28 protein-coding genes and 1 pseudogene are annotated in these 25,851 nt (G+C 58.3%); 22 read left to right on the top strand and 7 right to left on the bottom strand.

Features of this window, described 5'->3' with window-relative positions:
• The first annotated feature begins 57 nt into the window (after window positions 1-57).
• The gene (locus PH552_RS05230) at window positions 58-849 is read left to right on the top strand and encodes an SDR family NAD(P)-dependent oxidoreductase (RefSeq protein WP_112343454.1); all 792 of its coding nucleotides are present in this window, start codon (window positions 58-60) and stop codon (window positions 847-849) included.
• Window positions 850-1,045: 196 nt separating this feature from the next.
• On the top strand, window positions 1,046-1,258 hold the full coding sequence (locus tag PH552_RS05235; protein ID WP_112343455.1) for a hypothetical protein: 213 nt from the start codon (window positions 1,046-1,048) through the stop codon (window positions 1,256-1,258).
• A 99-nt stretch (window positions 1,259-1,357) separates the two neighbouring features.
• Here PH552_RS05235 and PH552_RS05240 read toward each other — a convergent pair whose 3' ends face one another.
• The 4 genes from PH552_RS05240 to PH552_RS05250 all read right to left on the bottom strand — a co-directional run bounded on the left by PH552_RS05240 (window position 1,358) and on the right by PH552_RS05250 (window position 3,829).
• Window positions 1,358-1,996, bottom strand: coding sequence for a protein-L-isoaspartate(D-aspartate) O-methyltransferase (locus tag PH552_RS05240; RefSeq protein ID WP_245430408.1), 639 nt, complete (start codon window positions 1,994-1,996; stop codon window positions 1,358-1,360).
• A 218-nt stretch (window positions 1,997-2,214) separates the two neighbouring features.
• Window positions 2,215-2,466 carry a YMGG-like glycine zipper-containing protein gene (locus PH552_RS05245; protein ID WP_112343456.1) on the bottom strand — a complete coding sequence of 84 codons (252 nt, stop codon included), beginning with the start codon at window positions 2,464-2,466 and terminating at the stop codon, window positions 2,215-2,217.
• 380 nt (window positions 2,467-2,846) lie between these two features.
• A complete protein-coding gene (locus tag PH552_RS33730; RefSeq protein ID WP_112343457.1) occupies window positions 2,847-3,122 on the bottom strand; it encodes a sigma factor in 276 nt (91 codons plus the stop codon).
• A 350-nt stretch (window positions 3,123-3,472) separates the two neighbouring features.
• Window positions 3,473-3,829 (bottom strand): hypothetical protein, encoded by a 357-nt coding sequence (locus tag PH552_RS05250; protein ID WP_181592392.1) that lies wholly within the window; start codon window positions 3,827-3,829, stop codon window positions 3,473-3,475.
• A 264-nt stretch (window positions 3,830-4,093) separates the two neighbouring features.
• Here PH552_RS05250 and PH552_RS05255 point away from each other — a divergent pair, with 264 nt between their 5' ends.
• Window positions 4,094-4,894, top strand: coding sequence for a bestrophin-like domain (locus tag PH552_RS05255; RefSeq protein ID WP_113251571.1), 801 nt, complete (start codon window positions 4,094-4,096; stop codon window positions 4,892-4,894).
• Window positions 4,895-4,964: 70 nt separating this feature from the next.
• Here PH552_RS05255 and PH552_RS05260 read toward each other — a convergent pair.
• Window positions 4,965-5,150 (bottom strand): annotated as a pseudogene (locus PH552_RS05260) (ABC transporter permease); the annotation flags it as partial.
• Between the two features lie 578 nt (window positions 5,151-5,728).
• Between PH552_RS05260 and PH552_RS05265 the strand changes: the two are divergent.
• The 7 genes from PH552_RS05265 to PH552_RS05295 are packed head-to-tail and all read left to right on the top strand — an operon-like array spanning window position 5,729 to window position 13,032.
• Window positions 5,729-6,742, top strand: coding sequence for a UDP-glucuronic acid decarboxylase family protein (locus PH552_RS05265; RefSeq protein WP_112343458.1), 1,014 nt, complete (start codon window positions 5,729-5,731; stop codon window positions 6,740-6,742).
• Window positions 6,742-7,728, top strand: a complete 987-nt coding sequence (gene galE, locus PH552_RS05270) for a UDP-glucose 4-epimerase GalE (RefSeq protein ID WP_113251549.1) — start codon at window positions 6,742-6,744, stop codon at window positions 7,726-7,728. The genes PH552_RS05265 and galE overlap by 1 nt, the downstream gene beginning before the upstream one ends.
• The gene (locus PH552_RS05275; protein ID WP_113251548.1) at window positions 7,725-9,581 is read left to right on the top strand and encodes a glycosyltransferase family 2 protein; all 1,857 of its coding nucleotides are present in this window, start codon (window positions 7,725-7,727) and stop codon (window positions 9,579-9,581) included. The genes galE and PH552_RS05275 overlap by 4 nt, the downstream gene beginning before the upstream one ends.
• A gap of 12 nt (window positions 9,582-9,593) precedes the next feature.
• A complete protein-coding gene (locus PH552_RS05280) occupies window positions 9,594-11,012 on the top strand; it encodes a UDP-glucose dehydrogenase family protein (protein ID WP_113251547.1) in 1,419 nt (472 codons plus the stop codon).
• Window positions 10,996-11,565 (top strand): DUF995 domain-containing protein, encoded by a 570-nt coding sequence (locus PH552_RS05285; protein WP_350223706.1) that lies wholly within the window; start codon window positions 10,996-10,998, stop codon window positions 11,563-11,565. Before PH552_RS05280 ends, PH552_RS05285 begins: the two co-directional genes overlap by 17 nt.
• Complete coding sequence (locus tag PH552_RS05290; RefSeq protein ID WP_112343463.1) at window positions 11,562-12,506, top strand: glycoside hydrolase family 26 protein; 945 nt, start codon at window positions 11,562-11,564, stop codon at window positions 12,504-12,506. The genes PH552_RS05285 and PH552_RS05290 overlap by 4 nt, the downstream gene beginning before the upstream one ends.
• A gap of 25 nt (window positions 12,507-12,531) precedes the next feature.
• Window positions 12,532-13,032: a DUF995 domain-containing protein gene (locus tag PH552_RS05295; RefSeq protein WP_285165660.1), complete on the top strand. Its 501-nt coding sequence runs from the start codon at window positions 12,532-12,534 to the stop codon at window positions 13,030-13,032.
• A gap of 115 nt (window positions 13,033-13,147) precedes the next feature.
• On the opposite strand, the gene PH552_RS05300 is transcribed toward PH552_RS05295, so the two are convergent.
• On the bottom strand, window positions 13,148-13,453 hold the full coding sequence (locus PH552_RS05300; RefSeq protein ID WP_285165661.1) for a hypothetical protein: 306 nt from the start codon (window positions 13,451-13,453) through the stop codon (window positions 13,148-13,150).
• 501 nt (window positions 13,454-13,954) lie between these two features.
• On the opposite strand from PH552_RS05300, the gene PH552_RS05305 reads away from it, so the two are divergent.
• From PH552_RS05305 to bigR, 8 genes are all read left to right on the top strand, one after another.
• The gene (locus PH552_RS05305) at window positions 13,955-15,082 is read left to right on the top strand and encodes a helix-turn-helix domain-containing protein (RefSeq protein ID WP_113251545.1); all 1,128 of its coding nucleotides are present in this window, start codon (window positions 13,955-13,957) and stop codon (window positions 15,080-15,082) included.
• 229 nt (window positions 15,083-15,311) lie between these two features.
• On the top strand, window positions 15,312-16,409 hold the full coding sequence (gene dinB, locus PH552_RS05310; protein WP_113251544.1) for a DNA polymerase IV: 1,098 nt from the start codon (window positions 15,312-15,314) through the stop codon (window positions 16,407-16,409).
• Window positions 16,410-16,579: 170 nt separating this feature from the next.
• Entirely contained in the window at window positions 16,580-17,611 is a 1,032-nt protein-coding gene (locus tag PH552_RS05315; RefSeq protein ID WP_285165662.1) for an ABC transporter substrate-binding protein, read from the top strand.
• Complete coding sequence (locus PH552_RS05320; protein WP_285165663.1) at window positions 17,608-18,648, top strand: FecCD family ABC transporter permease; 1,041 nt, start codon at window positions 17,608-17,610, stop codon at window positions 18,646-18,648. Before PH552_RS05315 ends, PH552_RS05320 begins: the two co-directional genes overlap by 4 nt.
• Entirely contained in the window at window positions 18,645-19,406 is a 762-nt protein-coding gene (locus PH552_RS05325) for an ABC transporter ATP-binding protein (RefSeq protein ID WP_285165664.1), read from the top strand. Before PH552_RS05320 ends, PH552_RS05325 begins: the two co-directional genes overlap by 4 nt.
• 214 nt (window positions 19,407-19,620) lie before the next feature.
• On the top strand, window positions 19,621-20,388 hold the full coding sequence (locus PH552_RS05330; RefSeq protein ID WP_285165665.1) for an SDR family NAD(P)-dependent oxidoreductase: 768 nt from the start codon (window positions 19,621-19,623) through the stop codon (window positions 20,386-20,388).
• A 120-nt stretch (window positions 20,389-20,508) separates the two neighbouring features.
• On the top strand, window positions 20,509-21,804 hold the full coding sequence (blh, locus tag PH552_RS05335; protein WP_285165667.1) for a bifunctional sulfur transferase/dioxygenase Blh: 1,296 nt from the start codon (window positions 20,509-20,511) through the stop codon (window positions 21,802-21,804).
• Window positions 21,798-22,142 (top strand): sulfite-sensing transcriptional repressor BigR, encoded by a 345-nt coding sequence (bigR, locus tag PH552_RS05340; protein ID WP_285165668.1) that lies wholly within the window; start codon window positions 21,798-21,800, stop codon window positions 22,140-22,142. The genes blh and bigR overlap by 7 nt, the downstream gene beginning before the upstream one ends.
• Before the next feature lie 8 nt (window positions 22,143-22,150).
• Here bigR and PH552_RS05345 read toward each other — a convergent pair whose 3' ends face one another.
• Entirely contained in the window at window positions 22,151-22,636 is a 486-nt protein-coding gene (locus PH552_RS05345; protein WP_112343471.1) for an Lrp/AsnC family transcriptional regulator, read from the bottom strand.
• Window positions 22,637-22,807: 171 nt separating this feature from the next.
• On the opposite strand from PH552_RS05345, the gene PH552_RS05350 reads away from it, so the two are divergent.
• Genes PH552_RS05350 through PH552_RS05365 form a run of 4 tightly spaced genes read left to right on the top strand, consistent with a single transcriptional unit; the run spans window position 22,808 to window position 25,844 of the window.
• Window positions 22,808-23,587 carry an ABC transporter ATP-binding protein gene (locus PH552_RS05350; RefSeq protein WP_285165669.1) on the top strand — a complete coding sequence of 260 codons (780 nt, stop codon included), beginning with the start codon at window positions 22,808-22,810 and terminating at the stop codon, window positions 23,585-23,587.
• Window positions 23,588-23,631: 44 nt separating this feature from the next.
• Window positions 23,632-24,405 (top strand): transporter substrate-binding domain-containing protein, encoded by a 774-nt coding sequence (locus tag PH552_RS05355; protein WP_285165670.1) that lies wholly within the window; start codon window positions 23,632-23,634, stop codon window positions 24,403-24,405.
• Between the two features lie 12 nt (window positions 24,406-24,417).
• Window positions 24,418-25,143, top strand: coding sequence for an ABC transporter permease (locus PH552_RS05360; RefSeq protein WP_285165671.1), 726 nt, complete (start codon window positions 24,418-24,420; stop codon window positions 25,141-25,143).
• Window positions 25,144-25,154: 11 nt separating this feature from the next.
• The gene (locus tag PH552_RS05365) at window positions 25,155-25,844 is read left to right on the top strand and encodes an ABC transporter permease (protein ID WP_169646139.1); all 690 of its coding nucleotides are present in this window, start codon (window positions 25,155-25,157) and stop codon (window positions 25,842-25,844) included.
• Window positions 25,845-25,851: the final 7 nt, after the last annotated feature.

The following is a 25,851-nucleotide window of genomic DNA, read 5'->3' on the forward strand; positions in this document are numbered from 1 at the left end:
CGGGAAATCTGCTCATTATGCGCACGCACCAGTTAAACATTTCATTGGAGAATTGTCATGAACCTGGAACTCGACGGTAAATTAGCTCTCGTCACCGGCAGCACCGCCGGCATCGGCTATGCAATCGCAGCTACTCTCATTCGCGAAGGCGCCCATGTCATCGTCAACGGACGCACCCAGGATGCTGTCGATCGCGCGGTCGCGGAACTTTCCGCAATCGGAAGCGGCCGCGTTGAAGGATTTGCCGGCAATCTTGGAACCGAAGATGTCGCTGCTGCGGTCGCGAAACGCTTTCCTGATGTCGAAATCCTGGTCAACAACCTCGGAATCTTCGAACCGAAGCCTTTCGAAGAAATTCCCGATACCGACTGGCGGCACTTCTTCGATGTCAATGTGCTTTCAGGTGTTCGTCTCGCCCGCCTTTATCTGCCCTCGATGCGCCAGCGGAACTGGGGCCGCATCATCTTCATATCAAGCGAAAGCGGCGTGCATATTCCCGCCGAGATGGTGCATTACGGTGTGACCAAGGCGGCCCAGATTGCCGTAGCGCGCGGTATTGCCGAATCCGTTGCCGGCACCGCGATCACGGTCAATAGCGTGCTGCCCGGTCCAACGAAGTCGCGCGGCGTCGTGGATTTTGTCGCAGCCTTGCCCGGATCCGAAGGAAAGACCTTCGCGGAATTCGAGACCGAATTCTTCGAGAAAATCCGACCAACGTCCCTGATCAAACGCTTCACGCAGCCTGAGGAAGTCGCGACGATGGTCGCCTATGTGGCAAGCCCGCTGTCTTCGGCCACCAATGGCGCCGCGCTCCGGGTCGATGGCGGTGTGGTCAAGAGCGCGTTCTGACGGCGGTGCCTTCGCCGATCGACGGCAAGGCAGTGATCACCTGATGCTCTCCTTCGTCCAATGCCATGACCGCAGCCTGTATCGGGCTCCGTAATCGGGAACCGCTGCTATCTGGTGGTCGTTAGGAGGGCAAGTGAACTCGGCGGTCTGGCCGCGAATGCATTCGCGGCCAGACCGCCATGACAGGAGACTTGATATGCCCAGCAATGCCGACCGCGACCCACTCCACCATACCCAGAAGATGCAGAAGGCCTTCGCCGATCTGCGCAAGCACCTGCGCGAGGACATTGAAAAAGTCGACGAGCCGCAACTAAAAGCCATGTTCGAGACCTCGGCTGAGGTTTTGAGCGGCCTGGAGAAGGCCTTCCACGACTACGAAGAAAAGAATGAAAGCGCTTGGCGAGTCTAGACTGAAGTCACGCCACCTCGGAAATCGCCAAACCGGCGCTGTCGGACTCCCGTGGACGGGGGCGCATAGCCTCCGCATGGCCAAAAAAGGCCTTTCCCGCTAAGAAATCCCGCCAATGAGCGGTACGAACATCACAGCTTGGAGATCCAACTCTTCATAGCTGCTCGCGCTTCGCCGGATGATCTTGCGGAGTATCTGGCCCCGCTCGTCGCCCACGGGAATGACAAGCCGCCCGCCGATCGCAAGCTGCTCCTTGAGGGCTTCCGGCACGAGAGGGCCGCTGGCTGCCACCAGAATGGCGTCGAACGGTGCTTGCTCGGGCAACCCTCGGGTTCCGTCGCCGGCAAGTATCTCGACATTGCCATAACCGAGATCGGCCATGCGATGTCTTGCCGATACGGCCAAGGTTTCGTGGCGCTCGATGGCATAGACATGCTCCGCGATCTGGCCGATCACCGCGGCCGCGTAGCCGGAGCCGGCTCCCACCTCGAGCACGCGATCGCCGGGGTGCACCTCCGCCGCTTCGATCATCAAAGCCACGACATACGGCTGGGAAATGGTCTGCCCCTCCTCTATGGAGAGAGGGGTATCCTCATAGGCGAATTCAGCCATGCTCTCGGCAACGAAGCGCTCTCTCGGCACGGCGCGCATCGCCCTTAGGATGTGTTTATCGCGCACACCGCGGCGCTCAATATCCACCTCGACCATATGATCGCGCATGCGCCGGTAGTCGGCCATCCTGGCCTCCCGTTCTGCTCGCCTTTTGTTGTCGGTGGGCGGGTTGAATCGGGTGATGGCGCGCGACGGTCAAATCGCGGTAGGTGGCGATGCAACACGAAGATCATCTTCCATCATGCACGATCTTCTCCATTGCCCCTGCGGCCACCATCCTGCGCCGCCTCTCGTTGTTCGGCTTCACCCGGTATCAGCACACCTTGCGTCACCGCGGGAAAGCTTCAGCATCGATCGACGTAGCGGTTCCCGTCGCGGTCGCGGTAGTAGCAGCGGCCCGGTTGTCCCGCGACATTGCCGATCAACGCGCCGGATACGCCGCCGACGGCAGCACCAACCGCAGCGCCGCGAATATTGCCCGTTGCAGCGCCGCCGACGACCGCACCCGTGGCGGCGCCGATGCCGGCGCCTTGTTCCGTCGACGTGCAAGCCACCAACAACAATCCTGCACATCCGATGGCGATGAACCTGTTCATTTGAATTTCCTTCCCATTTCGCCTTAGAGGACTGGTCTACTCCTTATGCCGTCATGGCCGTGCAACAGGGCGGGTATTGGCTCCGGCCGGCCGGCCCGGCACAGTGGATTCATCAAACCACGTCACCGGCCGGAAGTTCCGACCGAGTTGAAGGGGGGCGCCATCGGACTTGATATTTCAATGGATATTCAGGCAGGTGCCATGCTTATCCAGGTTGCTTCAGATACCTCACCGAAGTACCCGCGTCGCATCTCGAACTGGCGGATGGGCTACATGTACATGCGTTGCATGCAGCGGATTCATTGCGGACCCGCATCAATCGGATCATTGACGCGTTAGGAATAGAGCGATGAAAGAGTGGTTCCGGAAGACGTGATTCTTTACTTCGAAATGTCGAATTTCCGGCGAAAGCTGTCATACATATTCTCAAACATCCACGACTTCAGTGACATGCCGTCAGGAAACCGATCGAGATTTGCGAAGGTCACGGCCATAAGCTCCTGTACGAGATCCTCCGCATCGGCCGGATTTTTACAGAGCGCCTGCGCTAACGATCGAAACGTAGGTCCTAGCTCCTCGATTTCAGCCTTCAATCGACGATGTCGGGAAATATTCGTCACGATATTCTCTCTCACTGACTCATGCGATTGTTCCATCGGTTTTCATCGGGACGCATTCGCGCCAGCCCCATATTTTTTTAACGGGTATGATCCTCGGCTTGTTCCTAGGTGGCGAAAAAATGGAAGGATCAGCACCACTTGCAAGGGTGCGCGGACCTAGGCAGGTCACGAGCCTGCAGGACTGTGGGAGGCAAGAACCCTAAACAGCATCTGCTATCGATAATGACTGTTTTCGTGCCACTTATGACATCGAAACGATCCATCGACGGCGAGGCTGCCCGGCAAGCTTCGACAGCTTCCGCGAGCCTTCCGTACAGATAAACCCAAGGTTTGCGAGCGCCACAACCTGCTGCACGCCGATGTCCTTTATGGCGACACGGCACGTTTCATTTGGGATGAGGGTGACCGCCAACGGTTCTGCCAAGATGGCTTTCCTTGCCCTGCGCCGCATCGGAAGACAATCCACCTTCCATGCTGCGCAGCAACTCCAATGCCCTTCGCTTCTCCTCGGAGTCGCCTCGACTGAAGTGGGCTAAGGCCGTCAACGTGGTGAGGTGATGAAGCTTGTCAAAATCCACCACGCCCCCTCGATAGAGCTTGATCAGCTCTGAAGCGAAAGCCTCGCGGCTAACTTCGTTCAGATCGAACCATGGCTGGGCTATTACGACATCGAAGATCTTTTGGAGGTCGTCGATCTCTTCAGGCTGGAGTACTCCCTCCACGAGGTGATGGTAGTTGCGCATTGCCGCCTCCGGGAAGATTCGCAGTCGCGTCCATTGCCAGGCGCAACCGGAATGAATGCGAAACGACCTTGCCTGTATATCAAACCGAGGCACTACGCGAAAGTCGCAAGGGGAAGCGAATAAGCGTGTGGAACAGAACCGAGCGCAGCAGTTTCGCGAGAGTATGGTGGTGCCTTTGCGACAAGGGCCGGCGGAGTTTTTCCCTCCCACTCCACCGGGATACATGACATAGTCAATGGCCAGATGCAGCTGGAGCATTTTTCGATGCCGCGAGAAGCCGTCTGGACGCTGATTTTGTTTGTTCTCCTCATAGTGAGCGCCGCGGTCGGCTCGATATTGCGCACCAGATTGCCGGCGCCGCACCGTGGTACCGAGACGATAGATTTCCTTCGCGTCGTGACGGCCTTGCTCGTGACGTTTGCCGCCCTTGTCATGAGCCTGCTTCTGGCATCGGAACTGACCGCATTCACGACGGCATCCCACGATCGCAACCGCTATGCCGCCGATCTGGCGGAAATGGACGTCTGCCTCAAAAACTACGGCGCCGCATTGGATGGTGAGAGGCAGCTCCTGCGCAGCTATACCGCCGCCGTCATCGCCAGCACATGGCCGGGAGAGCCGCTTCCGCCGGGAATGACGTATCCGGACGTATCAAAATTGCCTTTGATCGGTGAAGCACCCAGTCTGGGGGCACTTCTGAACACCATAGGGCTCGGCATTGCCCGCCAGCAGCCAAATGATCCCCTGCATCAGATCCTTGTGGCCCGTTGCAATCAGCTCTTCGGCAACCTCATGGTCGCGCGGTGGACCGTCATAGAAGATGCGCACGGCTCGCTTTCGGCGCCGTTTCTCGATGTCCTGATCTTCTGGCTTATGCTGGTATTTCTGAGTTTCGGTCTTCAGGCCCCCAGAAATCCGCTGGCGGGCTCCATTGTCGCCGTCGCCATCGTCTCGGTGGCGAGCGTCATGTTTGTCATCCTGGATCTCGATCTTCCCTATGGCGGCCTTTTTGGGATTCCGAGCACGTCCATGCGGCATGCGCTCGCCGATATGCTGGCGCCATAGCGATCTATTGACGGCTAATGCCATAATGATCGACGGCACAGCACAGCTCGCCGAAGGAAATCGCTGCTGCTTACGCGGTCTGCCTGGGCCGCCAGCGCAGCAGATGGGCCTCCAGCGCATAGGCAAGGCGATTGAGGGTGAAGCCCACGAGACCCAGCACGAGAACGCCGACCATGACGAGCGCCATGTCGAACCGCTCGCGGCCGGCAATGACGAGACCGCCGACGCCCGGGCCGACCGCCAGGAAATATTCTGCCTTCTCATAGTTGAAGAACAGCAGCAGCGGCGACCCAGAATAGGTGTATGTGGTGGCATCGACGACAAGATTGGCATTACCCTTCAGCCGCTCGATAACGGCATCGGGTTGAGCAGCAATAGTTGTTGGAACTGACGGCGATTGATCGACATAGGCTTCGCTCCGATGATTTAGGCGGCGGGGCACAGCGTCCCGTTGCAAAAATGATCGTTGTGAATGCCTGAAATCCAAAGGCAGTTTTTCTAGCAGTTGACGAAAGCAATGCTTCGCGCCATGCGGCAAATTGTAGAAAAGACGAAAATTCCGATTGCCGATGCCGAATGACCCCGCCTGAAACGGCCGGCGATGGCTTTTTGCTGGAAGCGTTTGGTTCGCTTGCCAAACGTCTTTCCTGGCCAACAAATGTACAGATTGTAAAAATTTCGAATTCCCCGATAACGACAGAAACTCCAGACATTAGTAATTTATTAATTATAGTCCTCGTCGGAACTATATTTAGAGACGAGGAAAAACACGGCACGTGTTCAGTACAGCCGTCGCGGCTATGTTTGTGTATCATCGTAAAAGTGGAGAGTTCTATGAATATGCCGCTCAGATATACGAATTTGTATTCGAAAAATTCCGAACGACGCACCGTTCTTGTTGCTGGCGGCGCCGGTTTTCTAGGATCTCATCTCTGTGAGTGGCTATTGCGGGATGGCTGTCAAGTCATCTGTGCCGACGACTTCTCGACCGGACGCACGGAGAATTTGCGGCATCTGCTCCGCTACGACGCCTTCAGCTTCGTTCGTCACGATGTCGTCAATCCCATCGATCTGCCGGTCGACGAGATCTATAATCTGGCCTGCCCCGCCTCACCTGTGCACTATCAGGCGGACCCGATCCATACGATGAAGACGTGCGTTTTCGGGTCGTTGAACCTGCTTGAACTGGCGGCCCGTCACCAGGCTCGCATATTCCAGGCTTCCACCTCGGAAATCTACGGAGACCCGCAGGTGCATCCCCAGCCGGAGCGCTATTGGGGCCATGTCAATTCGTTTGGCCCGCGCTCCTGCTATGACGAGGGAAAGCGCTCGGCCGAAACGCTTTTCTATGACTTTCATATGAGACATGGCGTGGACATCCGGATCGCACGCATCTTCAATACCTATGGGCCTCGCATGCGTCCGGACGATGGCCGCGTCGTTTCCAATTTCATCGTCCAGGCACTCAAGGGGCAGGATATTACCGTCTACGGCGACGGATCGCAGACGCGCTCGTTCTGCTATGTCGACGATCTTATCGAGGGCTTCGTTCGGCTGATGGGCAACCCGGCCGCGCTTCATTCGCCGATCAATCTGGGCAATCCGGCGGAATTCAGCGTCCGCGAGCTTGCCGAACAGGTCATCGCGCTGACGGGCTCGCCATCGAAACTTGTCTACAAGCCGCTGCCAATCGACGACCCTCGCCAGCGCCGCCCCGACATCACGATTGCAAAACGGGACTTGGGATGGGAGCCCACAGTCGCTCTCTCTGAAGGTCTGAAGTCGACGGTCGCCTATTTCGAACGGCAGCTTCATCGGCAAGGCAGCGAACTCGTAGAGGTCATCTGATGTCTACGCGCACCATCCTCGTCGCGGGCGGTGCCGGCTTCATCGGCAGCCACACGGCAAAGCTTCTGCACAGAGAGGGTTACGAACCGGTCGTCTACGACAATCTTTCCACGGGCCACCTTGAATCGGTCCGCTGGGGACCATTTGTAGAGGGTGATATTCTCGACACGCCTCGCCTGGTCGAGGCCATCAAGACATACCAGCCCGAAGCGATCATCCATTTCGCAGCGTCCGCCTATGTCGGTGAATCGGTCGAAGAGCCGGCGAAATACTACGCCAACAACGTCAACGGCACGCATTCGCTGCTGGAAGCCTGCCGCACCACCGGTACCGACAAGCTCATCTTTTCATCGAGCTGCGCCGTCTATGGCATACCGGAGCAACTGCCGATCCGCGAATGTGAGCCGCAGCGTCCCATAAATCCCTATGGCCGCACAAAGCTCATCGCCGAACACATGCTGGCCGATTATGCGGCGGCCTACGGGCTTCGCTATGTCGCGTTGCGCTATTTCAATGCGGCGGGAGCCGACCCCGAGCAGGAGCTCGGCGAATGGCACACTCCGGAGACGCACTTGATCCCCCGCGCGCTGCTCGCGGCGACAGGCTCCATCGACTGTCTCGAGGTCTATGGCGACGATTACGATACGCCGGACGGCACCTGTGTGCGCGATTACATCCACGTCATGGATCTGGCTCGCGGCCACGCTCTTGCCGTCAAATATCTGATGGCGGGCGGCGCCAATCTCGCCATCAATCTCGGAACCGGCCGCGGCACGTCGATCAGGGAGGTCCTGGACGCCATCGGGCTTGCCTCGAAACGCTCCGTGCCGGTTGCGATGCGCCCGCGCCGGTCGGGTGATCCGCCGGCGCTCTATGCGGCGTCGGATCTTGCCGCCGAAAAACTCGGCTTCCAACCCCTGTACTCCGATATCGGAACCATCATCCGAACGGCAGCTCCATTCTTCGGATTGGAGACGCAATCATGAGGATGCCCAAGATAAACAGATCCGCCGCACAGGACGAGCCACTGATGGTTCCCATCCTCTCTGGCTATCGGCGCACGGAATATATCGCCTGTGCCACGATATGGTTTGCGGCACTCGTTTATCTTTGGTGGTGGTGGCTCCTGCCGGCTCACCATGTCGATCCGCTTGGATCCATTCTGATCACCACCGTTCTGGCATGGACAACCCTTCTTCCGGTCTATTTCGTCGCCGTATTCTATCGTGCGCGGAAGCCAAACGGGCCGTTACGCCTGCCGGCAGGCAGCCGGGTGGCGATGGTTGTGACAAAGGCACCGTCGGAACCGTTCGATGTCGTTGCCCGCACCCTGGAAGCCATGCTGGCACAGGAGGTGCCGCACGATACCTGGCTGGCCGACGAGGATCCCTCACCTGCGACGATCGACTGGTGCCGCAGGCATGGCGTTCAATTGTCCACCCGCAAGGGGCGGGAGGATTATCACCGTAAGACATGGCCGCGCCGCACACGCTGCAAGGAAGGAAATCTCGCCTTCTTCTATGACCATTACGGCTATGAACGTTATGACTTTGTCGTCCAGCTCGATGCCGATCACGTGCCGAGCCAGGACTATCTTTACCAGATGCTGCGCCCGTTCGCCGATCCTGCGATCGGTTACGTATCCGCGCCCAGCATCTGCGACAGCAATGCTCGCGAGAGCTGGTCCGCGCGTGGACGCCTTTATGCCGAAGCAAGCATGCATGGATCGCTGCAGGCCGGCTTCAACAACGGCCTGGCGCCGCTCTGCATCGGCTCACACTATGCCGTCCGCACTGCAGCTCTGAAAGATATCGGCGGCCTCGGGCCTGAACTCGCCGAGGATCATTCGACGACGCTCATGATGAATGCACATGGTTGGCGCGGCGTTCATGCCATCGATGCCATTGCCCATGGTGATGGTCCACGTACCTTTACCGATCTCATCACGCAGGAATTCCAGTGGTCGCGCAGCCTGATGATGATCTTGCTGCAGTATTCGCCCAAATTGCTTCCCTGCCTCCCCCCTCGGCTGAGGCTGCAATTCCTGTTCTCGCAGCTCTGGTACCCGCTGTTTTCGCTGTTCATGGCGCTGATGTTCGCGCTGCCGATATTAGCACTCGCGGGAGGACGGAACTTTGTCAATGTGTCCTATCCCGATTTCCTGCTGCATTTCCTGCCGCAATCGTTCCTGCTGATCGCGTTTGCCTATCGCTGGCGCCGTACCGGCACGTTCAGGCCGGTGGATGCCAAGATTCTCAGCTGGGAAGTCACGCTGTTTCTGTTTGCGCGCTGGCCATGGGCGCTTGCCGGCACAATTGCAGCGATACGGGATTGGACGACCGGATCTTTCGTCGATTTCCGCGTCACCCCGAAAGGCACGTCCAATGTCGATCCACTGCCCTTCCGCGTGCTTGCGCCTTATGCACTTCTGTCTCTCGTCTCCATCGTACCTGTCCTGATGGTTCGCGATGCGGGAGAAACGAGCGGCTTCTATATCTTCGCAACCATGAATGCGGCGATCTACACGCTGCTGCTATCGGTGATCATTCTGAAGCATGCGCAGGAGAATACCATCTCCATGAGCAGCCGCTTCTATCGTCCCGCCGTTGCAAGCGCAATGCTCGTTCTCGTCGCCCTGCCGGGGCTTGCAGCCAGGGAGCGCGGTGCCGAAGGAGTACTGTCGCTGACGTGGAGCACGAGCGGCTATGCCCTTTTCGTGGAGCGCTCGTCGGTGGCGGGGGCGGGCGTCAGCGGACGCAAGCTGCATCGGATCATGTTCGATCCGCATTGGCATGATGCCAACGCAATGACGGAAGTTCCCAGCAGGAGGGGCGCATAGGCGCAACAAACCATGAAGATAGCTGTTGTCGGAACGGGATATGTGGGTTTGGTCAGCGGCGCCTGCTTCGCCGAGTGGGGCCACACCGTCGTTTGCGTGGACAAGGATCCGCCCAAAATTGCCGGTCTCCGCCAGGGCAGAATGCCGATTTACGAGCCGCACCTCGACGAAATGGTCGAACGAAACTGTGCGTCGGGACGGCTTGATTTCACCTGCAACCTCGCTCGGGCGGTCAAGGAAGCGGCTATCGTCTTTATCGCCGTCGGCACTCCGCCTCGCACCGATCGGGGGGAACTCGATCTTTCCAGCCTCTACCGCACGGCGAGCGACCTTGCGCCGTTGATAGCCGACGACACGGTTGTCGTCGTCAAATCGACCGTGCCCGTCGGCACCGGCGACATGGTGCAGAAGATCATCGGGGCGACACGCAAGCCGGGCACGTTTTCCGTGGCCTCCAACCCGGAATTCCTGTGCGAAGGCGTTGCGGTACGCAATTCGCTCGCGCCGGACCGTGTCGTAATCGGCGTAGACGACGAGCGTGCCTATAAGCGCCTGCTGGAACTCTACGCCGACCCGATGAACCTCCAGGACATACCGCTTGTGGTGACGGCGCGGCGAACTGCGGAATTGATCAAATATGCGGCCAACGCATTTCTGGCGACGAAGATAACCTTCATCAACGAGCTTGCCGATCTTTGTGAGCGTCTGGGCAGCGATATCGAGGAACTGGCACTCGGGATAGGATTGGACAAACGCATAGGCATGACCTTCCTGACGGCCGGTCCCGGCTTCGGCGGCTCCTGTTTCCCGGGGGATACGCTCGCTCTTCTGCGAACCGCGCAGGACCATGGCGTCGCGCTGCGCGTGATCGAGGAAACCATTGCGGCGAATGAAGCCCGCAAGCGGCGAATGGCGCTCAGGGTCGTCGAAGCGCTTGGCGGCAATATGGACGGCCTGACCATCGCCATTCTCGGCCTCACATGCAGGCCCGACACGGACGACATGCGCGAAGCCCCCTCGGTCCCGCTGATCGAAGCGCTCCAGCGCTTTGGCGGCCATATTCGAGCTTACGATCCGATGGGGATCGAGAATGCCGCCAAGGTCCTCGATGACGTGGTGTTTTGCGACGATCCTTATGACTGCGCGCGCAATGCCGATGCAGCGGTCGTCATGACGGAATGGGCAATCATCAAGAACCTCGATCTGATCCAGCTCAAGGCGAATATGCGCCAGCCCATCCTGGTGGATCTCAGAAACGCCTTTCGCAGGGACGCCGCAGCACAGCTCGGATTCCGTATTTCGACAATCGGAAATTCGGCCAGCACAAAGGGCGATGTCCGAAGTATGGCGAGACAGAGGAACAAATCTCTAGGGACCGCGAAGGTCATACCAATTGCTATGGGGGAGAAAGACAATGGCATCATCATATAGCAAGCCGAGCCCTCTGGTCCGCGCAAGCGCGGCGACGCTTGCCGCCGTCATCATCCTCGGATCTGTCGCGTCAAGCAGCGCGGCCGCCGCGGGCAAGGACCTCAAATTGCCGGTCGACGCTCGCCCCATGACGGCGTTCGAGCTCTACCAACTCTACCGCGACAAGAGCTGGCAATGGCCGGATGGCGCCGGGCAGATGCAGGACGCAAATCGTCGTTTCGCTGCCTGGGTCGACGGCAAGGAAGGCAAATCCTGGGCCGAAGGCCGTTGGAGCGTAAGCGATGCCGGCCGCATGTGCTTTGAAGCGACCTGGTACGCGGCGAATGGCAAATTCCCGGCCAAGACCTGCTTTCTGCACCGCATTCTCAATGAAACCGTATACCAGAAGCGCGAGCCCGGTGGGACATGGTTCATATTTCGCCATGCCGCGGCCAAAGACGCCGACGAGGCGAAAAAGCTGATCGCCAGCGATCTGGTTACTGAACGACTGAGCATCGTGAAAGCCACCTTGAACACGAGCAAGGCCGAACTGAAGAAGGAGGCAGTCCAATGAAAACGGCATTCAAGTTTACCGCAGCCGTCGTTTGCTTCGCAGGTTTGTCCGGAGCGATCTACGCCGCCAACAATGGTCTCGAAACGGCGGGCGGCAGTCAAAACATGTTCCATGACAAGAGGCCGATCATCACACCGCAATCGCTGCCATCGGGCGCATACGATCCGAACGGCGATTTCTCGAATGACCCCAATCCCAAGATCGAGCATCTTTTCCTTCCCTGGGAAGATGTGGATCTGGCAACGCTTGGGGTCGCCGACAGCTATGCGCGCCAGCGCGGCCGCTCGCTGCTGATCACAGTCGAGCCCTGGTCCTGGGCACGCAACTGGCGCGTCACGCCGGACGATCTTTTCCAGGGGATCGTGGATGGGCACTACGATGCGAACATGGCATCGATATGCTCGGCCGCCGCCAAGCTAAAGCAGCCCGTTACCATTCGCTGGGCCCAGGAAATGGATGAAAAGAACGGGCAGTTCACCTGGGCCTACTGGAACCCGGCGCAATATGTGAAGGCGTATAAGCACGCCATCGATGTCTGCCGCCGCCATCTTCCGTCCGCCAAATACATGTGGTCGCCGATGGGCAAGGAAGGGCTTGAAGCCTATTATCCGGGAGATCAATATGTCGATGTCGTAGGCCTCTCGGTCTTCGGCTACCAGCCTTTCGACCAGCGCATGCTTGGACGCGACTCGACCTTCGTCGAGGCGACCAAACCAGGCTATGACCGGGTCAAAGCTTTCGGAAAGCCGATCGTGATCGCGGAGCTGGGCTACCAGGGAAATGAAGCCTATGTCCATGCCTGGGCCGAGGAAGCCGCCAAACCGCATGACGAGTTCAAGAATATCGTTGGGGTGGTGTATTTCGACGATCGCGAGACCTACCCGTGGCCTCATGGTCTTGGGCGCCCGGACTGGCGTGTTGTCAGCCCTCTGTTGAACTGAAACAACAACAAGAATGGAGGCGAAGATGTCTCTTGCAAAGTTCTTTATATCAGGTGCAGCCCTATCGATGTTGCTGCTGGGTGGATCGGCACATGCTGCGAGCCGGCAGCATGCCGATTGGATAATCGAGCGCTCTGCCATTCAGGCAACATCGATAAGCGCCTCGGACGTGCGGAGCCTTTACGCCGGCCGGTCGTGGATTTGGAAAGATGGTGCCGGCTATTTTTCAGCCAAGCAAGGCAGCTTCATGGCCTGGTCGCATCCCGGCGCCGAGAAAACTTATGCCAAAGGCACCTGGTATGCGACCTTCAATGGCAAGCTATGCATGAAGGCGCGTTGGCAGAGCAAGAAATACGACGTGGACAAGACGTCCTGCTTTTTGCATCGTGAGAAAGACGGCGTCATCTACCAGAAGCGTCTACCGGACGGAAAGTGGTATGTATTTCGTCACGATCCGCCGAGACATGACGACGAGGCAATGAAACTGCGCAAAGGTAACTATGTCAGCCGGCACTTACCTAGCTAACCGGATGCGGAGAAGATGTCGAGCATGCGGGATCAATCGAGTATGACGACACCATCGATTGAGACATTCGGGACCGTTCTGGCAATGGGATCAATTGCCAGAAGGTTTCAACCGTTCAACGATTGTAGCAATGCGAGGTGCGTCCAAAGCCGCTCGGCGTGCAGATATAGGGTGCGCCCTTGAAATACTCGTCGGCCGAAACCGTTGTCCTCTTGCGGATCTGACCAGTTCCATAAAAGTACATGTTGCTTTCGCTTTTCTTCATGTACAGGTCGATGGTCTTGTATTTATATTTATCTAAGGTTGCGGAAACCGCGTTTTCTGCAGGATAGGCAAGAAAAAGGGTGCACAAGCAAACAGAAGTCAAGCTTGATACAAGACGAGAAAGATAAAACTTCGGCTCAATTGGGTTTACTACCATTTGCTTACTTCCATGTCCTCTATGTTTCGTTTCTACATCCATTCAAATTATTTCGATCTCTCGATAAAACTCTTGAAACTATTAGAGAATAATGTTTAAGTAACTGTTACGAGTATTGAAGTAAGGTTTGCGGCAATGCGACCCTCTCGGGTATCAGTTTTGCGTTCCTTGCGATGGCCGCCGGAGATCATCACCCGGGCAGTTTGGCCTTCTGCCAAGCTGCTCGTCGCGCTGTCGAACAGAACTGTCCGCCTCATCAAAGATGAGGACGCAACCTGTCGTGCGTTTATCCCTCTCTCTTCCTGTTACAATACGGAAACAGATTCGTTCCGGCATGAAAAGTTGGAAATCAGGCTGGATCTCACGAGAAGGCGGCTAATCCACAAACAAATGCGGTTTTAATATGATCAACTGGTGTTGGGGCCAGCTGCAGAATTTTCAAGGGGCGCGCTGCAGCCGCGGCAAGTACAACACGCCATGTAGTGTCGAGGGATCGCTACAATGATGTGGGGCAAAGCAGATATTTCGTTTGAACAGCCCAAGGCCGTCGAGCGCCGGCGCTGGCCGCGCTCACCTCAGGCACCGCTTTACAGCGAGCTTCCCGAAACAACGGAGCTGGCGTCGCTGCCGTTTTCAACGGAGGAGCTGCGCCCCGATCGACAATTTGCAGCCTGGCAGGAGCGCATGGCTCCGCTGGTCGATATGCGGCTGCAGAACCAAGCAAAAGCGTGCGAGCCGTTCGCGGTTAAGCAGGTCGTATGGAACCTCGAAGGAGTCTTGCTCATTCAGCAGGACACTCCGGCGTTCAGTTTCGAACGCTCCCCCGAAAAGGTGCGCTTCAGCTCGATAGATCATTGGCAGATCACCTTCCTGCGCACTGGAAAGACATGGACGAGCGTTAACGGCAAGGTTGTCGAAAACGAGCCCGGCATGATGGAAATCCGAATGCTGGGCTGCCCCTTTTACGGACGAACCTCGCCGGCGCAATCCACGACGCTGATCCTGCCATGCGATCTGTTTGCCGCCTATGGCGGACTGCCGAGCGCCAGCAGCAATATTGTCCTTGGAGGCCCGCGCGTCTCGTTACTTTCGAGCTACATGGATTTCCTCGAAGTCAATCTCCTTCGCTTGACCAGAGATGATCTTCCAGGCGTCAGGAACCAGCTTCGCGAGATGGTGTTCCATACAATCTCTCCCTTGGTCCACAGCGAGATCGACGGCGAAATATCGCAAAGCGGTTTGATGACCCGGGCAAGGCATTTCATTCAGAACAACCTGGGCTCAGCAGAATTGACGCCGGAAACCCTGAGCCGCGAATTGGCGATCTCGCGGACGCGCCTTTACGAGCTGTTTCAGACCTCGAGCGGAGTGCTCAACTATATAAGAAGAAGACGGCTTCTGGCCGCGCGCGCCGCACTCAACGATCCCGCCGATGGCCGGAAAATCGGCGAAATCGCCAGCCAGTTCTGTTTCGAGTCCGCCGCCAACTTCTGCCGGGCTTTCACCCATGAGTTCGGCTACAACCCAAGCGAAGTGCGCAGGCATTCGCGCGATTTCAAGACGGAAGCGCCATCGCGCACGGCTATGGTCTCAAGCTTCGATAACTGGCTCGGTACGCTTGGTCTTTGACGATAAAGACCGGCATCGACGTCGCAATGTGCTACCTTGCAAGGCTAGGAGCCTGTTTGATATCGTTGCCAAGCGTGATATGTTCCGTATTTGTTCGACCCGCTGCGAGTTACGGCGGCGTTGAACGCCGGAGCATGATGTCGAAAACTGCGTGCGGTTTTCGCACCACATCATCCACACAACGTCATTTCAGCGCGGCCTGATTCCAGCGCGGATTACCGAGACGATAATGAACGATATGAGCTCGACGCCGGTCCGCAAAATCATCCATGTGGACATGGATGCCTTCTACGCGTCGGTCGAACAGCGTGACAATCCCGAACTGCGCGGCAAGCCGCTAGCGGTCGGTGGGTCCGCGGCGCGCGGCGTTGTGGCGGCGGCAAGCTATGAGGCCCGCGCCTTCGGCGTTCGTTCGGCCATGCCGTCGGTGACGGCGAAGCGCAAATGCCCGGATCTGATTTTCGTGCCGCCGCGCTTCGACGTCTACAAGGCCGTGTCGCAGCAGATCCGCGAGATCTTCGCCGAATATACGCCGCTGATCGAGCCGCTCTCGCTCGACGAGGCGTATCTCGACGTCACCGAAAACCTCAAGGGCATGGAGATTGCCACCGAAGTCGCGCTGGAAATCCGGGCCAGGATCAAGCAGGTCACCGGGCTCAACGCTTCCGCCGGCATCTCCTACAACAAGTTTCTCGCCAAGATGGCAAGCGATCTGAACAAGCCCAACGGCCAGGCGGTGATCACGCCGAAGAACGGGCCAGCCTTTGTCGAGGCGCTGCCCGTCGGCAAATTCCACGGCGTGGGGCCGGCGACCGCCGAACGCATGCGCAAATACGGCATCGAAACCGGGCTCGATCTGAAAGCGAAGTCCCTCGCCTTCCTGCAGGAGCATTTCGGAAAGTCCGGATCGTATTTCTACGGGATCGCCCGGGGCATCGACGAACGTCAAGTGAGGCCCGACCGGATCCGCAAATCCGTCGGCGCAGAGGATACGTTTCCCGAGGATATCGACGATCTCGATCTGGCTACGGCGGAATTGCGGCCGCTTGCAGAGAAGGTCTGGCACTACTGCGAGGCAAGCGGCATCAGCGGCAAGACGGTAACCGTGAAGATCAAATACTCTGATTTCACGCAGGCCACGCGCAGTCGGACCATCCCTGTTCCGGTCGCGGGCTTGAGCGAGATCCTCGAAGCGGCATCTGCACTTCTGGCGACCGTCCATCCGTTCAGGCGGCCGGTTCGGCTGCTCGGCGTCACGCTTTCATCCCTGACGAACGAAGAAACCGACGATAGCCGCGCACAGCCCCAGCTCGATCTCGGCATTTAATTGCCGGTCATGGTGGCGACACGGCGAACCCAGGCCTTGCCTTGGTCCGCGCGTGCCGAACCTGTAGAAATATGACTAAATTCCTCTTGTTTTTGACCGGCCGGCAAGGCTATACCGCCGCGGATGTTTTCAACCGTCCCTCTCTGGCCGCAACGATCAGGATATTTTTCGTGACCATATTGAAATCACTTTTGGCCGTCTCAGCTCTTTGCATGGCGCTTGGCCTTGCCGCACCGGCGGCATCTGCCGCATCCACCAGCTATCCGCTGACACTCGATAATTGCGGAACCAAGGTCACTTTCCAGAAAGCGCCGGAACGGGCGATCGGGCTTGGCCAGAACAGTGCCGAAATTCTTCTTTTGCTTGGTCTGCAGGATAAAATGGCCGGCACCGCCTTCTGGCCCAACAAGGTTCTGCCGCAGCTTGCGGAAGCCAATTCCAAGGTCAAGCTGCTGACGGTCGAGTTTCCGACCTTTGAATCGATCCTCGCTGAAAATCCTGATTTCGTTGCAGCCGCACTACCGACCCTGATGGGACCGAGCAGCAAGGTGGCAAAGCGCGAGGACTTCGAGAAGCTCAATATTCCCACCTATGTTTCCCCCAGTGTCTGCCCAGCCCAGGGCGCCTCTCAGGACAAATACGGCAATGCCGCCCGTAGCCAGATCTGGAACATGAGCGCGCTCTACCAGGAAATCGATGAGCTCTCGCAGATTTTCGATGTCCGCGACAAGGGCCAGGCGCTGATCGAGGATTTCAAAAAGCGGGAAGCGGCACTGCGCGCGAATGCGCTGAAGGACGGCAAGAAGCTCTCCTATGTCTTCTGGTTCTCCAGCCCGTCGCCATCTGCAGATGCCTATGTCGGCGGAAAAAACAGCCCTTCAGCTTATATCGCCGACCTGCTTGGCGGCCGCAATGCCATTACCACCGAAGCGGAATGGCCGACACTGGGCTGGGAGAGTATCATAGCCGCCAATCCAGACGTCATCGTCGTCGCCAGCCTCGACCGCAATCGCTGGGAGCTCGACAAGCCGGAAGCCAAGATCAAGTTTCTCACCACCGATCCGGCCGTCAGCGAGCTTCCTGCGGTCAAGAACAAGGCTATCGTCGTCATGGACGGTCAGGCCATGAACCCGACCATCCGCACGATCTATGGCGCCGAGCAGGTGGCCCAGCAGCTCAAGGCCCTAGGTCTGCTGAAGTGATCGACGCGTACCGCAACCTGCGGCAACTGGCTGCCTTCGGCCTGTTGCTGCTGGCCTCCCTTGCAGCAATCGGCCTGATCATCGGTATCAGCGTCGGCATCGGTGACCTGCCGATACCGCTGTCGACGACGTTTTACGCCATCACCAACAGGCTGGGCTGGACAGGCGTCGAGCTCAACCGCATCCACGAAACAGTCATCTGGGATTATCGCCTCAGCCGGGCATTGGTGGCGGCTTTCTGCGGAGCGGGCCTGGCGCTGTCGGGCGCAATCATGCAATCGCTGCTCCGAAATCCCCTTGCCGAACCCTATGTGCTCGGCATCTCGGCGGGTGCTTCGACGGGGGCCGTCGCAGTCGTCATCCTGGGCGTCGGCGCCGGTGCGGTTTCACTGTCGGCAGGCGCCTTTGCCGGCGCATTCGCCGCCTTTTTCTTCGTCGCTCTCCTTTCCAACGGCACACGAGGCGGCACGGACCGCACCATCCTTGCCGGCGTCGCCGCCTCCCAGCTGTTCAACGCCGCGACGTCCTATATCGTAACGACATCGGGGAACGCCCAACAGGCACGCGATGTCATGTTCTGGCTGCTCGGGAGTTTCGGCGGCGTCCGCTGGCCGGAATTCATGCTGGTATCGACGATCGTCAGCTTCGGGCTTGCCGCCTGCCTGCTCTACGCGCGCATCCTGGATGCCTTCGCCTTTGGCGACGAGGCAGCCTCGTCGCTTGGCGTCAATGTCGGGCGGGCGCGGATGGGGCTCTTTGCGCTGACCGCGATGATGACGGCAACCATCGTCAGCATGGTCGGCTCGATCGGCTTTGTCGGTCTCGTCGTACCGCACACGGCGCGCTTCGTCGTCGGGCCGCTTCACATCCGCCTGCTGCCGGCTTGCGCCATCATCGGAGCGATGTTCATGGTACTGGCGGATATCGCCTCACGCGCCCTCATCCCACAGCAGGTCCTGCCGATCGGGGTGGTTACGGCGCTTGTCGGCGTCCCGTTCTTTGCAATCATCCTCTATCGGTTCCAACGCGCGTCATGAGCATCAAGGCTGACAACGTCATCTGGAAAATCGGCGGAAAGACCGTGCTCGACGGCGTCTCCTTCGAAGCGCCTGCGGGAAAAATGCTCGGCCTGCTCGGGCCGAATGGCTCGGGGAAAACGTCGCTCTTGCGTCTGCTGGCCGGATTGAAGAAGCCGAATTCCGGCCGCATCACGCTTGAAGGGCGCGACCTTGACAAGATGCCTCGCCGGGCGATCGCACGGCGTGTCGCCTTTGTAGAGCAGCACAGCACGACCAATGCCAATCTCCAGGTCATTGACGTCGTAAAGCTCGGCCGATTTCCGCATCGGTCGATGTTCTCAGGCTGGACCTCGGCCGATGACGAAAGCGTGGAAAGCGCCCTTGAGCGCGCCGGGATGAAGGAAAAGCGCAACGACCGTTGGCAGAGCCTGTCGGGCGGAGAGAAACAGCGCACCCATATTGCCCGCGCCCTGGCGCAGGCACCGAAGGAGCTCATCCTCGACGAGCCGACCAACCATCTCGACATCCAGCATCAGATCAGCCTGATGCGGCTGGTTTCCGGCCTGCCGGTCACCAGCATCATCGCCCTTCACGATCTCAACCACGCCGCCATGTTCTGCGACCAGCTGATCATCATGCAGCAGGGCCGGATCGTCGCCTCCGGCACCCCGGAAACTGTGCTGACCGAAGACCTCCTGCGGGACGTCTTCGCCGTGGAAGCCCGGGTCGAGATCTCGCCTCATCACGAGCGGCCGCATATCCATTATCTGCGATAGGTCACTTGAGCCGGCCGCCTGTCTCTCGAATGCGGGCGGCAAAGCGATCGAAGCCGTCTTAGCCGGTAAGCGGGAATCCGGACCGTGACATCCTTTTTCGTTACCGGCAAAAGACGGCTTACTTTCACACCGGGCTTGCGAGACGTCGCGAATATGGAGAACTATATTCCGCACCAATGGCCCATGCCAAAGTGAAGAACATCGGGAGGAACAAATGACGGATAGGCTCAAGGGCAAGATTGCCATCATTTCAGGCGGGGCCACCGGCATGGGCGGAGCGGCCTCGCGCTTGTTTGCGGCAGAAGGTGCGAAGGTCGCGATCATCGATCGAAATGCCGCGGCGGCGGCGGAGACGGTGCGGGCCATTCAAGAAGCAGGTGGCATTGCCGATTATTGGGTCGCTGACGTTTCAGACGAAGAAGCCGTCAATGCGGCCGTCAAAGGTATCGAAGAGCGTTTCGGCGCCGTGACCGTACTCTTCAATCATGCCGGCACCATCGTCATCAAGCCGTTCCTCGAGACAACATTGGAGGAATGGGAATGGTTGCATGGCGTCAATGTGCGCTCCATGTTTCTGACGACCAAGGCAGTGCTGCCGGGCATGATCGCAGCCGGCGGCGGCTCCATCGTCTGTACATCATCGATCTCGGCGGTTGCGGCAACACCGATGGAAGTGCTTTACGATACGACGAAAGGCGCCGTGCACATGTTCGCCCGCGCCATTGCCGTCGAGTTTCGCGATCGCAATATTCGTTGCAATGCCGTTTGCCCCGGCTTCATCCGCACGCCGCACGGCTTGCGCGAGGTGGCTGCGCTGCAAGCTCTTGGTGTTGATGTTTCGGACGCAGCAATCGCCGCGCAGCAAGGCCGGATCGGAGAGCCGGAAGATGTTGCGCGCGCCGCCCTCTACCTTGCCTCTGACGAGTCCAATTTCGTCAATGGCATCCATCTTTTCGTCGACAATGGATTTACCGCAATCTGAACCTCTGACGGCTCAGCAACTGCGTCTCATTGCCATCCGGCATGGCCTGCATGTTTTCTTGACATCGTCTCATTATACAATATATAATATTGTATATTAATATGAATAGAGAACAGCGCCATGGACGCCGTACAAATCAATGATCGACTGACAGTATCGGCCCAACCGGATACGGCCGCCTTTGCTGGCTTTGCGGGGCGCGGCTTCGTGGCGGTCATCAATGCTCGTCCGGAGGGTGAAGAGCAGGGTCAACCCGGCAATGCCGCCGAGGCCGCCGCCGCTCGCGCTGCCGGTCTCGGTTATACCTTCCTGCCGGTCACCAACTCCACCATTACCGACGCGGATATCGAGGCCTTTCAGAAAACCTTGAAAGATGCGAAAGGGCCGGTCCTTGCTCATTGCAAGAGCGGCACTCGCGCGCTGGCGCTCCATGCAATCGGCGAGGTGCTCGACGGGCGGATGAAGCGCGAAGACGTGGTGGCCTTCGGCAAGGGTCATGGGTTTGACCTGACGGGCGCGGCCAATTGGCTCGCTCGAAAAGAGCGGAAAATACCCCATGTCAAGGGCTTCTACGACGCGCGCACCGGCAGCATCCAGTATGTCGTCAGCGACCCGGCAACTCGGGCTTGCGCCATCATCGATCCTGTCTTGGATTTCGACGAAAAATCCGGCGCCACTGCCACCCTCAATGCTGATGCGATCCTGGATTACGTGCACGCCGAAAATCTCGCCGTTGAATGGATTCTCGACACCCATCCCCATGCCGATCATTTCACGGCAGCCTCCTACCTGAAGGAGAAGACCGGCGCATCGACCGCGATAGGCTCGCGTGTGGTTGACGTCCAGAAGCTCTGGAAAGATATCTACAATCAGCCGGATATGGCTGCCGACGGCTCGCAATGCGATCGGATATTTGCCGATGGTGATACGTTCAAGATCGGCAATCTCGAGGGTCGCGTCATATTCTCGCCCGGCCATACGCTTGCTTCAGTCACCTATGTCATCGGCGACGCAGCCTTCATTCACGACACGATATTCATGCCTGATTCGGGTACGGCGCGGACCGATTTCCCGGGCGGCAGTGCCAAGGCTTTGTGGAATTCCATTCAGAACATCCTGGCGCTTCCCAATGAAACGCGCCTGTTCACCGGCCACGATTATCAACCTGGCGGTCGAAACCCGAAATGGGAGAGCACGGTCGACGAGCAGAAGCGGTCCAATGCGCATCTCGCTGGCATGACGGAAGACCGATTTGTGGCGCTGCGCGAAGCGCGCGACCGGACACTGCCCATGCCGAAGCTGATCCTCCACGCACTTCAGGTGAATGTGCAGGGTGGTCGCTTGCCGGAGCCTGAGGACAACGGCCGCCGTTATCTCAAATTCCCGCTCAACGCATTGCAGGGGGCTGCATGGTAACGGAAATCGAAAAATCGGTTCTCTCCGCCATGTCGCTCGAGGATATGGCGAGGCGGTCGGCCGAGGTCGCATCCCTCCTGCGGACATTGGCGCATCCCATGCGACTGATGCTTGCATGCAGCTTGGCCGAAGGCGAATATTCAGTCAGCGAATTGGAGGAAAAGCTCCATATCCATCAGCCTAATCTGTCGCAACAGCTCGGTGTGTTGCGCGAAGCGGGTGTCGTCGAAACCCGTCGAGAGGCCAAGCAGATCTTCTACCGATTGACAGAGGAAAAAGCCGCGCAGCTTATCGAAGCGCTCTATTCGATCTTCTGCCTGCCGGAGGAAAGGTCATGACCGGGCATTTATCGGCCGTCCTCGCCGCCATTTGCCAGCGGAACGAATAATCCGAGTTTCACGTCGCGCAGGACCACATTCGTGTGCATGCGGCGGATCTGGGGATTCTCCGCCATGATCAAGGCGGCGATATCGTCATAATGCTCGACATCCCTGGCTGTGACGATCGCAATGAGGTCGACGGCACCGGTGACATAATAGACCTGCTGGATGTGATCCTGTTTCTCCGCCCAAATTCGGAACTTGGCAAGCGCATCATAGTTGTCCCGTTCGATCTCCATGCCGACGATGAAGACCATCGAGGTTCCGGTCGCCTTACGGTCCACGACCGCAATTTCGGCCTTGATGATACCATCCTCGCGCAACCTTTTCAGGCGTCGCTGCACGGCGGACGTCGAAAGACCGACCTCGTCGGCGATGGCTTCGGCGGTGAGCTGACAGTTGCGTTGGACGATATCGAGGATATCGCGATCGAAGCGATCCAGATTTTCCATCCCATTCCTCTGGTCGGCTGGTGAAATTGCGTGGCGACATCCTCATTCTATCACAAAAGATGCATTTGAAATAGATTTTTGCTTTTTTTATGCAGAACGATCGGAAATTGCGCGCAAATTCTGCTCACCTTCGCGATATTCTCCGCAAATTGTCTTTTATCGGAATTATGCATGGCAGAGCCCTCCTCCCAGGCACTTTGTGTGGAAGATCTTCACAAGAGCTTTGGTTCACACGAAGTCCTCAAGGGCATTTCAACCTCGGCTAGGCAAGGGGATGTCATTGCCGTCATCGGCTCGTCCGGTTCCGGCAAGAGCACGTTTCTGCGGTGTATAAATCTGCTCGAAATGCCCGACCGTGGACGCATCGTCGTCAATGGCGAGGAAATAGCCTTGAAACAGGCACGGCAAGGACGGACGCAGCCGAAAAGTTGGCGACAGATCGAGCGGATCCGCAGGGGCCTCGGCATGGTATTCCAGAGTTTCAATCTCTGGGCGCACATGACTGTTCTCGAAAACATCATCGAAGCTCCGGTGCATGTTCTGGGCTTCCCTCGCCGCGAAGCGATCGAAAAGGCGGTGGCTCTTCTCGATAAAGTCGGGCTTTACGACAAGCGCGATGCCTATCCGGCCTTTCTTTCCGGAGGTCAGCAGCAAAGAGCGGCAATCGCCCGCGCACTCTGCATAGACCCGGCGGTGATGCTCTTCGACGAACCGACATCGGCGCTCGACCCGGAACTGGTGGGTGAAGTGCTCAAGGTCATCCGCGATCTCGCCGAAGAAGGCCGAACCATGCTGCTGGTTACGCATGAGATGCGGTTTGCCCGAGATGTCGCCAGCCACGTTCTTTTTCTTCATCAGGGACGGATCGAGGAAGAGGGGGCGCCTGAACAGGTCTTCGATGCTCCGCTCAGCGCCCGCTGCCGCGAATTCACCGGCATGCTTTCGCCCTGATCTTCACGTCCCCGCACAACAACAACACCAGGAGAACCCCGCACATGAAACTGCTTCCCATGCTGCTTGCCGGCGTAACACTTGCCCTTTCCGCCATGACGGCGCAGGCCGAAGTCCGCTTCGGCATCATGAACGAATCCTATCCGCCCTTCTTCGCCAAGGATGCCTCCGGCAAATGGCAGGGCTGGGAAATCGACATGATGGACGCCGTCTGCGAGCAGATGAAAGAGAAATGCTCGATCGTCGAGCTTTCCTGGGACGGTCTCATTCCGGCGCTTCAGAGCAAGAAGTTCGACGTGATCTGGTCATCGATGTCGAATACGGCGGAGCGTTCGAAAGTCATCGATTTCACCGACAAATATTACAATACGCCCAGCACGCTGATCGGTCCGAAGGACCAGAAGCCCGGCGCGACGGCAGACGATGTCAAGGGCAAGACCATCGGCATCCAGGTGTCAACCATTCAGTCGGAATATTACAAGAAATACTTTGCCAAGGTCGCGGACGAAAAGACCTACCAGACGCTCGATGAAGCATTTCAGGACCTCGCAGCCGGCCGCATCGACTATGTCTTCGGCGATTCGCTTGCGCTTGATGCCTTCCTGAAAAGCGATGGCGGCAAGGATTGCTGCGCCAAGATGGGCGACGTCGCCGACGACAAGGAAATCCTCGGAGCAGGCGTTTCCGGCGGCCTGCGCAAGGAAGACACCGCGCTCAAGGCTAAGCTCAATGCGGCCATCGCCGCGGTGCGCGCCAGCGGCAAATATGACGAAATCACCAGGAAGTATTTCAGCTTCGATATCTACGGCGCCAAGTAAACGATCGTAGCGATGGCGACCTCCCAACAAGCCATTCTCGACCTGCTCTCCCCCTATCCGCCCGGATGGGGTGGAGTGCTGCTGACGGGCGCCGCCTCCACGGTCGCCATCTCCGCCGGCGCGTTTCTGATAGGCCTTCTTCTTGGTATCGGCGGCGCACTGGGCAAGCTTTCCGGCATCAGGCCACTCGGCCTTTTGCTGGAACTTTACACCACCGCCATCCGTGCGGTCCCCGAGCTGATCCTGATCGTCGGGCTCTATTATGCCGGAATGGACGGTCTCAACCGGCTCCTTGCGGTGCTCAATTTCTCCGCCTTCGAATTGAATGGCTTTGCGGTCGCCGTCGCCGTGCTCGGCTTCGTGCAGGGTGCCTACATGACGGAGGTGCTGCGCGGTGCGATCCTTGCCATTCCCGTAGGCCAGATCGAGGCGGCAAAGGCTTTCGGCATGGGACCACGTCTGCGTTTCCGCCGCATCATCCTGCCCGCCCTGCTGCCGAACGCGCTACCGGGACTTGCCAATCTTTGGATGTCGGTCACCAAGGACAGCGCTCTCGTCGCGGTCGTCGGCTACCAGGAGCTCGCTCTCGCCACGCGTCTCGCCGGCGCGAGTACCAAGCATTACTTCATCTTTTTCCTGGCCTCCGCCCTCATCTATCTCGCCCTCACGCTCGTCTCGAATGCGGTGTTCAAGCTGATTGAGCGTCGGGTGCGGCGTGGCCAGCCGAAGCTTGCGTGAGGAGCGTTGACATGACCTTCTCATGGATCAATGCCTATTGGCCGCTTCTGTTGACGGGAGCCTGGCAAACGCTGTCGCTGCTTGCGATTTCCGTTGTCTTCGGCTTCATCATCGCAATCGGCCTCGCCTTCGCGCAGATCAGCAGCAATCGCCTTCTCCGGTATGTCGCCAGCGCTTATTGCACCTTCTTCCGGGGTACGCCGCTGCTGATCCAGCTCTGGCTGCTCTATTATGGCGTCGGCTCTCTTTTGCCTGTCATCCCCGGCATTCGCCAGAGCCTGCTTTGGCCGGTCCTGCGCGAAGGCTTTTTCTTCGCCGCCGTCAGCTTCACGCTGAACTATGCGGCTTACGAAGCGGAGGTGCTGCGCGGCGCATTGCTTGCCGTCCCGAAAGGCGAGCTGGAGGCCGGCCGCGCATTCGGCATGCGGCCCTTCACGCTGACGCGGCGCATCTGGCTGCCACGCGCCATTCGCATCGCACTGCCGACGATCGGCGGCGAAATTGTCATGCAGCTGAAAGCAACGCCGCTGGCTTTCACCGTCACCGTGCTGGATCTCTACGCCGTTGCCACCAAGGTGCGTCAGGACACGCTGCTCGTCTACGAACCGCTGATCGTCGTGACCATCTTCTATCTCATCATCACAGCCATCATCGCGCGAGCCTTCCGCTTCCTGGAGGCGCAGGTTCCCGTGCGGCGCTAACCGGGGG

The organism is Rhizobium aureum, from assembly GCF_030182495.1.
In the GTDB taxonomy this organism is placed as follows: Bacteria; Pseudomonadota; Alphaproteobacteria; order Rhizobiales; family Rhizobiaceae; genus Rhizobium; species Rhizobium tropici_C.

Coding starts and splice junctions, on each gene's coding strand:
- PH552_RS05250 (WP_181592392.1), bottom strand. CDS start 3,829: ATGCGCAACTACCATCACCTCGTGGAGGGAGTACTCCAGCCTGAAGAG.
- PH552_RS05265 (WP_112343458.1), top strand. CDS start 5,729: ATGAATATGCCGCTCAGATATACGAATTTGTATTCGAAAAATTCCGAA.
- PH552_RS05365 (WP_169646139.1), top strand. CDS start 25,155: ATGACCTTCTCATGGATCAATGCCTATTGGCCGCTTCTGTTGACGGGA.
- PH552_RS05325 (WP_285165664.1), top strand. CDS start 18,645: ATGAGCATCAAGGCTGACAACGTCATCTGGAAAATCGGCGGAAAGACC.
- PH552_RS05280 (WP_113251547.1), top strand. CDS start 9,594: ATGAAGATAGCTGTTGTCGGAACGGGATATGTGGGTTTGGTCAGCGGC.
- PH552_RS05360 (WP_285165671.1), top strand. CDS start 24,418: ATGGCGACCTCCCAACAAGCCATTCTCGACCTGCTCTCCCCCTATCCG.
- PH552_RS33730 (WP_112343457.1), bottom strand. CDS start 3,122: ATGGAACAATCGCATGAGTCAGTGAGAGAGAATATCGTGACGAATATT.
- PH552_RS05240 (WP_245430408.1), bottom strand. CDS start 1,996: ATGGCCGACTACCGGCGCATGCGCGATCATATGGTCGAGGTGGATATT.
- blh (WP_285165667.1), top strand. CDS start 20,509: ATGGACGCCGTACAAATCAATGATCGACTGACAGTATCGGCCCAACCG.
- PH552_RS05230 (WP_112343454.1), top strand. CDS start 58: ATGAACCTGGAACTCGACGGTAAATTAGCTCTCGTCACCGGCAGCACC.
- PH552_RS05285 (WP_350223706.1), top strand. CDS start 10,996: ATGGCATCATCATATAGCAAGCCGAGCCCTCTGGTCCGCGCAAGCGCG.
- PH552_RS05305 (WP_113251545.1), top strand. CDS start 13,955: ATGATGTGGGGCAAAGCAGATATTTCGTTTGAACAGCCCAAGGCCGTC.
- PH552_RS05355 (WP_285165670.1), top strand. CDS start 23,632: ATGAAACTGCTTCCCATGCTGCTTGCCGGCGTAACACTTGCCCTTTCC.
- PH552_RS05275 (WP_113251548.1), top strand. CDS start 7,725: ATGAGGATGCCCAAGATAAACAGATCCGCCGCACAGGACGAGCCACTG.
- PH552_RS05330 (WP_285165665.1), top strand. CDS start 19,621: ATGACGGATAGGCTCAAGGGCAAGATTGCCATCATTTCAGGCGGGGCC.
- PH552_RS05245 (WP_112343456.1), bottom strand. CDS start 2,466: ATGAACAGGTTCATCGCCATCGGATGTGCAGGATTGTTGTTGGTGGCT.
- PH552_RS05300 (WP_285165661.1), bottom strand. CDS start 13,453: ATGGTAGTAAACCCAATTGAGCCGAAGTTTTATCTTTCTCGTCTTGTA.
- bigR (WP_285165668.1), top strand. CDS start 21,798: ATGGTAACGGAAATCGAAAAATCGGTTCTCTCCGCCATGTCGCTCGAG.
- dinB (WP_113251544.1), top strand. CDS start 15,312: ATGAACGATATGAGCTCGACGCCGGTCCGCAAAATCATCCATGTGGAC.
- PH552_RS05290 (WP_112343463.1), top strand. CDS start 11,562: ATGAAAACGGCATTCAAGTTTACCGCAGCCGTCGTTTGCTTCGCAGGT.
- galE (WP_113251549.1), top strand. CDS start 6,742: ATGTCTACGCGCACCATCCTCGTCGCGGGCGGTGCCGGCTTCATCGGC.
- PH552_RS05350 (WP_285165669.1), top strand. CDS start 22,808: ATGGCAGAGCCCTCCTCCCAGGCACTTTGTGTGGAAGATCTTCACAAG.
- PH552_RS05235 (WP_112343455.1), top strand. CDS start 1,046: ATGCCCAGCAATGCCGACCGCGACCCACTCCACCATACCCAGAAGATG.
- PH552_RS05295 (WP_285165660.1), top strand. CDS start 12,532: ATGTCTCTTGCAAAGTTCTTTATATCAGGTGCAGCCCTATCGATGTTG.
- PH552_RS05345 (WP_112343471.1), bottom strand. CDS start 22,636: ATGGAAAATCTGGATCGCTTCGATCGCGATATCCTCGATATCGTCCAA.
- PH552_RS05255 (WP_113251571.1), top strand. CDS start 4,094: ATGCCGCGAGAAGCCGTCTGGACGCTGATTTTGTTTGTTCTCCTCATA.